Genomic DNA, 6,824 nt, shown 5'->3' on the forward strand with positions numbered 1-6,824 from the left:
AATGTGCTCACGTTGATCACTCCTGCCCCCCGCTGCTGCAAAAAACAGCAGGGTAGGTGGATAACGTGGCTCAAAATTGGACGTGACGGAGACCCTTCAGTGGCTCAGTTTTGCTCGTGATTCAACACCATGATTCCACCGCAAGAAAATCACAGGCTATTACACATGCTGGCTGCAGAAGAAATGCGACTACCAGATAGTGTGAAGCGCTTTTCTCACGAACGAGTAAACGTAAGACTTGGCGCTGTACTTACCGGCATATGCCAGCCCTCACAGACGCGAGGAATGGTCGCCTATTTTCTTCACGGTGACTTAACAGGCCTCAAACAGAACTTTTATGTCGCAAGCCGCTTGACCCTGATGTCATTTTGTCTTGATGGCGGCTCTGACTTCAGCACTGGCTGGCCGCTGTTTTATGCCCTGTTGTCTGACAACCCGCAAATCATCAATGAGATGGCTCAAGCAACCACCCCGTATCTTTTAGAGGGTCGTGATGATCCGCGCGACGGGGCTTACATCATCCACATGCAGCAACTTGCCGCACTGGGTGATGACGTCGCTTTGCGTGCCAAGTTGGAACGCCTAGGCGTCAGTGGTCCGAAGGAATTTCGTGCAACCGTTCCCAGAGGGCAGGACTTCTTCTCTCTGCTGCTCGCAAGGGACCAAGCTGGCCTGGAAGAGCTCATTCAGCGCGACGCCCGGCGCAAAGACAACGATCCGCTCACCGAAGATTTCTTGTCTTACCTGGGCGTGCTTGAGGCGAAGTTGTGCTGGCTACGCGGTATCCAAGTCCAGATTGACCATCCCAAGGTCCCCATGGCACTGATGCCCATTGAGCCTCTGGATCATTACGATGATGAGTACGAATTCTTGAAGCCCGGTTGGGTACCGCCGCCACAAGGGGTGATGGGAAAGCTCAAGCGTTGGCTGGGGAAGTGAAGTGGAACATCGCCCGAGAGACTTCTAGTCATGTGCCATCGTTCGTGTTGCGGCTGGGCAAGACACCTTCAACGCCTCGGCCAACAAAGGCTGGCTTCACCACTTTTTTGCGAGTGCCTCCGAGACCACTTCGGCCTTGAGCTTTTCTTCGGCGTACATCTTGCGTAGCCGGCGGTTCTCTTCCTCCAGCTCCTTCATGCGCGCCATGAGCGAGGCATCCATGCCGCCGAACTTCGAGCGCCACTTGTAGAACGTGGCCGTGCTGACGCCCATCTCGCGGCACAAATCTAGCACGGCAAGGCCGGCCTCTACGCGCTTGAACGCCTCGATGATCTGGCTGTCGGTGAATCGGGACTTCTTCATGGTAGAAGTTTTCCTTCGAAAACTTCTACTTCTCACTGCGCTGGTTTTGCGGGGGGGTTACCTTCTTTGAAAAGGTTTTGGAGCACACACCTGCCAATGCAGCGCGAGCAGTCGCCCTCATCAACCTGTCCGGAGGTTGGGATGCGTTTGTAAACCGCATGAAGATTGACTTATTTGAGATCAAACCAGATGACACCAAAAAATAAGGCGCTTTGGGTGACTGGGGTCACTTTCCTATCGACATCCCTAGTGACTCTGTTTCGAAATTTTGAACAGGGGGACGCCAGTGGCATTTGGTTTCTTTGGCTATTTTGGTCTTGGAACTACTTCGCTTATGGCTTTAACAAGCGCATGCTTCCATGGCAGTTCGTTGAGTTGATGGGGGGTGACAAAGGTAACTCTGTCGCCCGAGGCTTTGTCTTCTGGCTTACCGCATTCATCTACCTGGCCTTCATCGCAACTGCTGGCTTTGCCGACATTGGCTGATCATCAACGCTGGCTGGCTGACCGAGCAGTACGCGCGCTGATCGGCGTGGCAAGCTCAGACAAGCCCGACTTGCCTCGCCTCGTCTTCTGCCGTTCAATCTCGGTTCATCTTGGGTGCTGGCGGCATCACGGCCCTGGCCCCATCACCTTTGCCACCCGGAGGATCCATGCCCATTTCGCGTCGCGCCGTGCTCAGCCTGACACTGGCCTTGTGTTCGTCGACCCTGCCGCTGGGCGCCCTGGCCGCCACAGGCCCCTGGGAGCCGGTGAAACAGGGCACGGCCCGGGAAGATGTCAGCACCTGGGTGCGCAGCGTGGACGGCATGGCCGTGAAGGCCTTCCGGGGCAGTACCGAGGTGAACCAGTCGGCCCTGACGGTGCTGGCCCTGCTGGCCGACACGCAGAACCTGCCCAACTGGATCTTCAAGTGCGCCAGCGCGCAGCACCCCGCCGGTTACGGCCACGACCACACCTACGCCCGCTTCAAGGGCATCTGGCCCGCTTCGCCGCGTGACGCGCTGTTCAAGCGCGTGGTCACGCAGGAGCCCGGCGGCGCCATCTTCATCGAAACGCGCGAGGTGGCCGGCTACCCGCCTGTGGCGGACCACGTGCGAATCAAGTCCCTGCACAACATCTTCCGCCTCACGCCGCTCAAGGGGGGCTGGACCAAGGTCGAGTTCGAAACCCAGGTCGACCTGGGCGGCATGGTGCCCGGCTGGCTGGCCAACCTGGTGTCCACCGAAGCAGCCCTGGTGACGCTCGAAGGGCTCAAGCGCGAAGTGACCAAGCCCAAATACAAGATCAAGTCGATCACCGAGCTGCCCGATTACTACCAGCGCAGCAAGTCGATCACGCTGCCGGCCGACCACTGAACGGCACGGGCAAGAAAAAAAGCCACCTGGTTGCCCGGGTGGCTTTTTGCAGAAGGGGCAGTGGCCGAGGCCACCACCCTGCTCCAGCGGCCGAATTACTTGAGTTCGGCCTTGGCGCCGGCTTCCACCAGCTTCTTGACGGCGGCTTCGGCGTCGGCCTTGGCAACGCCTTCCTTGACGTTCTTGGGGGCGCCGTCGACCAGGTCCTTGGCTTCCTTCAGACCCAGACCGGTGATTTCGCGCACGGCCTTGATCACGCCAACCTTGTTGGCGCCAGCGTCGGTCAGCACGACGTTGAATTCGGTCTTTTCTTCAGCAGCAGCAGCGCCACCGCCAGCAGCGCCGCCGGCAGCGGGGGCAGCCATTGCAGCGGCCGACACGCCGAACTTCTCTTCGATGGCCTTGACCAGCTCGTTCAGTTCCATCACGGACATGCTGTCCAGGGCGGTCAGGAATGCGTCTTTATCGAATGCCATTTGGGGCTCCTAAAAATCGGTAAAAAAAGTGAAATGCGGATCAGGCAGCGGGGGCTTCGGCAGCAGGTGCCTCAGCAGCGGCACCACCACCCTTTTGCTCGCCCACGGCAGCCAGAACGCGAGCGAAGCCCGAGATCGGCGATTGCAGCAGACCGCAAATTTGGGCCAGCAGGACTTCCTTGCTGGGGATGGATGCCAGGCTCTTGACGCCGTTGGCGTCCAGAGCCTTGCCGGCGTAAGCGCCAGCCTTGATGACCAGCTTGTCATTGCCCTTGGCAAAGTCAGCGATCACCTTGGCAGCTGCCACGGCGTCTTCAGAGAAGCCGTAGATCAGCGGGCCGCTCATGCTCTCGGCAGCGACTTCGAACTGGGTGCCGGCCACAGCGCGGCGGGCCAGGGTGTTCTTCAGCACGTGAAGGTACACACCTTGCTCGCGCGCGTTCTTGCGCAGCTGGTCCAGTTGAGCCACCGTGAGACCGCGGTATTCAGCCAGTGCCAGCGTCTGTGCCTTGCCTGCTTGGGCAGCCACTTCCGCAATGACGGCTTCTTTCTCGGTACGATTGAGACTCAAGGTCTACTCCTTAAAACATGTCCTGGCAGCGTGCTCACGCACCCCACCCGGACACACCCGGATTCAGCGACCGTTTGTCTCGGGGAGCCCCACAGGCCTTTCGGCCCACAAGGAAACCTTCAACAGCGGGACGCCATCTGCGTAGGCTGGGGGATTAAGCCAACCACCGCCTGTACAAGCACGGTGGCCAACGCCTACGGTCTTTGATAGCCCACAGGCCGCACGCACCCTTCGGTGCCCGCGAGCCCATGGCCCACCAATTCGTGTCACCAGCGCCCGCACCAGACTCGTGCGGGGCCGTGGTGCACGCCGCCCGAAGGCGGTGGCACCGTGTGAAGCTTCAACGAAGCCGAGCGCTCAGGCTCAGGCGGCGTTGATGCTGTTGATGTCGACGCGAACGCCCAGACCCATGGTCGACGAGACGGCGACCTTGCGCAGGTACACGCCCTTCGACGAAGCGGGCTTGGCCTTGTTCAGGGCTTCCAGCAGGGCAGCCAGGTTGCCCTTGAGCTTGTCGGCGTCGAACGAGCGGCGACCGATGGTGCCGTGGATGATGCCGGCCTTGTCGATGCGGAACTGCACCTGACCGGCCTTGGCGTTCTTCACGGCGGTGGCCACGTCGGGGGTGACGGTGCCGACCTTCGGGTTGGGCATCAGGCCACGGGGGCCCAGGATGGTACCCAGGGTACCCACGATGCGCATGGTGTCGGGCGAAGCGATCACCACGTCGAAGTTCAGGTTACCGGCCTTGACTTGCTCGGCCAGGTCTTCCATGCCCACCACGTCGGCGCCAGCGGCCTTGGCTTCTTCAGCCTTGGCACCCTGGGCGAACACGGCCACGCGCTTGGTCTTGCCGGTGCCGTTGGGCATCACGACAGCGCCGCGCACCACCTGGTCCGACTTCTTGGCGTCCACGCCCAGTTGCACGGCGACGTCGATCGACTCGTCGAACTTGGCGTTGGCGGCTTCCTTGATGATGGCGATGGCCTCATCGAATGCGTACAGCTTGGTCGTTTCGACCTTGCCTTGCAGAGCCTTTTGGCGCTTGGTCAGCTTAGCCATTTCACAGGCCCTCCACGATGATGCCCATCGAACGGGCAGAACCAGCGATGGTGCGCACGGCAGCGTCCAGATCGGCTGCGGTGAGGTCCTTCTGCTTGGTCTTGGCGATCTCTTCGATCTGGGCGCGGGTCAGCTTGCCGACCTTGTCGGTGTGCGGACGGGCCGAACCCTTGTCCAGCTTGGCGGCCTTCTTCAGGAGCACCGTGGCGGGAGGGGTCTTCAGAACGAAGGTGAAGGACTTGTCTGCGAAAGCGGTGATCACCACGGGCAGAACCAGACCCGGTTCCATGCCTTGAGTCTGCGCGTTGAACGCCTTGCAGAACTCCATGATGTTCAGACCACGCTGACCCAGCGCGGGACCGATCGGCGGCGAGGGGTTCGCCTTGCCGGCCGGGACTTGCAGCTTGATGAAGCCGACAATTTTCTTGGCCATGAGTTTCTCCAGTGGCACACACAGCGGCCTGCCGGTGTGCTTGAGTCAAACGCCGGGCTTGCCTGGGCGCACCTGCGTGCACTTTGGCTTCCTGGCTCCTCTTGACGCCGTGGGCGCCTGGCCTTGCAGCCAGCACGCTTGCCTGCGTCTGCCGTGCACCCACGGGCTGTGGGCAAACGGCGCAAAAGCCTGCCCGAAATCGGGCAAGCCTTCGATTCTCGCTCAAACGAAACGATCAGGCAAGAGCCTGATCGTGTTCAAGTGCTTTGGACACTGGCAGACTTGAGCCCGCCGTCGCCAACGCCAATTGGTGTCAGATCTTTTCGACCTGGTCGAAATCGAGCTCGACCGGGGTGGCGCGACCGAAGATGGTGACCGACACGCGCAGCTTGCTCTTGTCGTAGTTGACTTCTTCGATGGAGCCGTTGAAGTCGGTGAAGGGGCCTTCCTTGACGCGGACCACTTCGCCCACTTCCCACTCGACCTTGGGCCGAGGCTTCTCGATGCCCTCTTGCATCTGGTTGACGATCTTCATGACTTCGTCTTCCGAGATGGGCGAGGGGCGGTTGCGGGCGCCGCCCACGAAGCCGGTGACCTTTGAGGTGTTCTTGACCAGGTGCCAGGAGTCGTCGGACATGACCATCTCGACCAGCACGTAGCCCGGGAAGAAACGGCGCTCGGTGACCGACTTCTTGCCGTTCTTGACCTCAACCACCTCTTCGGTGGGCACCAGGATGCGACCGAAGTGGTCTTGCATGCCGGCGCGGTCGATGCGTTCGCGCAGGTTGCGCTCGACAGCCTTTTCCATGCCCGAATAGGCGTGCACCACGTACCAGCGCAGGGGTGCGGTGGTGGGCGTGCCGGATTGAACGTCGCTCATGGATTCAACCTTCTTTTGTGTGAGGGACTCAGGCCTTCCAGCCCAGGATCACGCTGTACAGCAACCATTCCAGCGACTTGTCGACCAGCCACAAGAACAGGGCCATGACCACCACGAAGGCGAACACGTACAGGGTCATCTGGCGGGCCTCTTGCTTCGAGGGCCAGACCACCTTCTGCAGCTCCTTCCAGGAGTCCTGACCGAAAGCGATCAGCTCCTTGCCCTGGGCCGAGGTGAAGAACACGCCCACGGCACCGGCCAGCAGCACCAGCAAGGTGACGATGCGCAGCCACAGGTCCTGCTTGCCCAGCAGGTAGAAGGCCGCCACGCCAGCAATGACCAGGGCACCTGCCGCAGCCAGCTTGGCCTTGTCGGCTGAGGTCGTCACGGTCTCGACTTGTGTGGTGGAAGACATGGTGGAAACTGAGTTGGGACTTGAGGCAGGAAAGCCCGCGGACCGTTTGGCCTGCGGGCTGCTGCGTGACAGCGTCGATGACGGTTCAGTAGGCTCTGGCAGGGGCAGTAGGAATCGAACCTACAACCTTCGGTTTTGGAGACCGACGCTCTGCCAATTGAGCTATACCCCTATGGCCTTCTGAACGAAATCGAAATCAATCGAGGATCTTGGCCACCACGCCGGCGCCGACGGTACGACCGCCTTCACGGATGGCGAAGCGCAGGCCTTCTTCCATGGCGATCGGGGCGATCAGCTTGACGGTGATCGACACGTTGTCGCCAGGCA

10 protein-coding genes, 1 tRNA gene and 1 pseudogene are annotated in these 6,824 nt (G+C 60.5%); 3 read left to right on the top strand and 9 right to left on the bottom strand.

The genetic code is table 11. The features are described 5' to 3' along the window. Nucleotides 1–165 precede the first annotated feature (165 nt). Nucleotides 166–939 (top strand): Imm49 family immunity protein, encoded by a 774-nt coding sequence (locus EYS42_RS16650; RefSeq protein ID WP_165456839.1) that lies wholly within the window; start codon nucleotides 166–168, stop codon nucleotides 937–939. Between the two features lie 102 nt (nucleotides 940–1,041). On the opposite strand, the pseudogene EYS42_RS16655 reads toward EYS42_RS16650, so the two are convergent. Continuing rightward, nucleotides 1,042–1,302 (bottom strand): annotated as a pseudogene (locus EYS42_RS16655) (transposase); the annotation flags it as partial. Nucleotides 1,303–1,551: 249 nt separating this feature from the next. Between EYS42_RS16655 and EYS42_RS16660 the strand changes: the two are divergent. Together EYS42_RS16660 and EYS42_RS16665 are read left to right on the top strand one after the other, a co-directional pair. Beyond that, nucleotides 1,552–1,788, top strand: a complete 237-nt coding sequence (locus tag EYS42_RS16660; protein ID WP_130969340.1) for a hypothetical protein — start codon at nucleotides 1,552–1,554, stop codon at nucleotides 1,786–1,788. Between the two features lie 167 nt (nucleotides 1,789–1,955). Continuing rightward, nucleotides 1,956–2,660: an START domain-containing protein gene (locus tag EYS42_RS16665; protein ID WP_130969341.1), complete on the top strand. Its 705-nt coding sequence runs from the start codon at nucleotides 1,956–1,958 to the stop codon at nucleotides 2,658–2,660. A gap of 95 nt (nucleotides 2,661–2,755) precedes the next feature. Here the strand turns inward: EYS42_RS16665 and rplL are convergent, their stop codons facing one another. The 8 genes from rplL to EYS42_RS16705 all read right to left on the bottom strand — a co-directional run. Next, nucleotides 2,756–3,136 carry a 50S ribosomal protein L7/L12 gene (rplL, locus tag EYS42_RS16670; protein WP_130969342.1) on the bottom strand — a complete coding sequence of 127 codons (381 nt, stop codon included), beginning with the start codon at nucleotides 3,134–3,136 and terminating at the stop codon, nucleotides 2,756–2,758. A gap of 40 nt (nucleotides 3,137–3,176) precedes the next feature. Next, nucleotides 3,177–3,707, bottom strand: coding sequence for a 50S ribosomal protein L10 (gene rplJ, locus EYS42_RS16675; RefSeq protein WP_130969343.1), 531 nt, complete (start codon nucleotides 3,705–3,707; stop codon nucleotides 3,177–3,179). Between the two features lie 363 nt (nucleotides 3,708–4,070). Next, nucleotides 4,071–4,769 (bottom strand): 50S ribosomal protein L1, encoded by a 699-nt coding sequence (gene rplA, locus EYS42_RS16680; protein ID WP_130969344.1) that lies wholly within the window; start codon nucleotides 4,767–4,769, stop codon nucleotides 4,071–4,073. Nucleotide 4,770: 1 nt separating this feature from the next. After that, a complete protein-coding gene (gene rplK, locus EYS42_RS16685) occupies nucleotides 4,771–5,202 on the bottom strand; it encodes a 50S ribosomal protein L11 (RefSeq protein WP_130969345.1) in 432 nt (143 codons plus the stop codon). Nucleotides 5,203–5,515: 313 nt separating this feature from the next. After that, nucleotides 5,516–6,082, bottom strand: a complete 567-nt coding sequence (gene nusG / locus EYS42_RS16690; protein WP_130969346.1) for a transcription termination/antitermination protein NusG — start codon at nucleotides 6,080–6,082, stop codon at nucleotides 5,516–5,518. Between the two features lie 28 nt (nucleotides 6,083–6,110). After that, the gene (secE, locus tag EYS42_RS16695) at nucleotides 6,111–6,497 is read right to left on the bottom strand and encodes a preprotein translocase subunit SecE (RefSeq protein WP_130969347.1); all 387 of its coding nucleotides are present in this window, start codon (nucleotides 6,495–6,497) and stop codon (nucleotides 6,111–6,113) included. A 96-nt stretch (nucleotides 6,498–6,593) separates the two neighbouring features. Continuing rightward, nucleotides 6,594–6,669 (bottom strand) — tRNA-Trp (locus EYS42_RS16700). A 24-nt stretch (nucleotides 6,670–6,693) separates the two neighbouring features. Continuing rightward, the coding region (locus EYS42_RS16705; RefSeq protein WP_477135961.1) for an EF-Tu C-terminal domain-related protein at nucleotides 6,694–6,824 on the bottom strand (131 nt) is incomplete at its 5' end.

It is taken from the genome of Aquabacterium lacunae (assembly GCF_004310865.1).
In the GTDB taxonomy this organism is placed as follows: domain Bacteria; phylum Pseudomonadota; class Gammaproteobacteria; order Burkholderiales; family Burkholderiaceae_C; genus Aquabacterium; species Aquabacterium lacunae.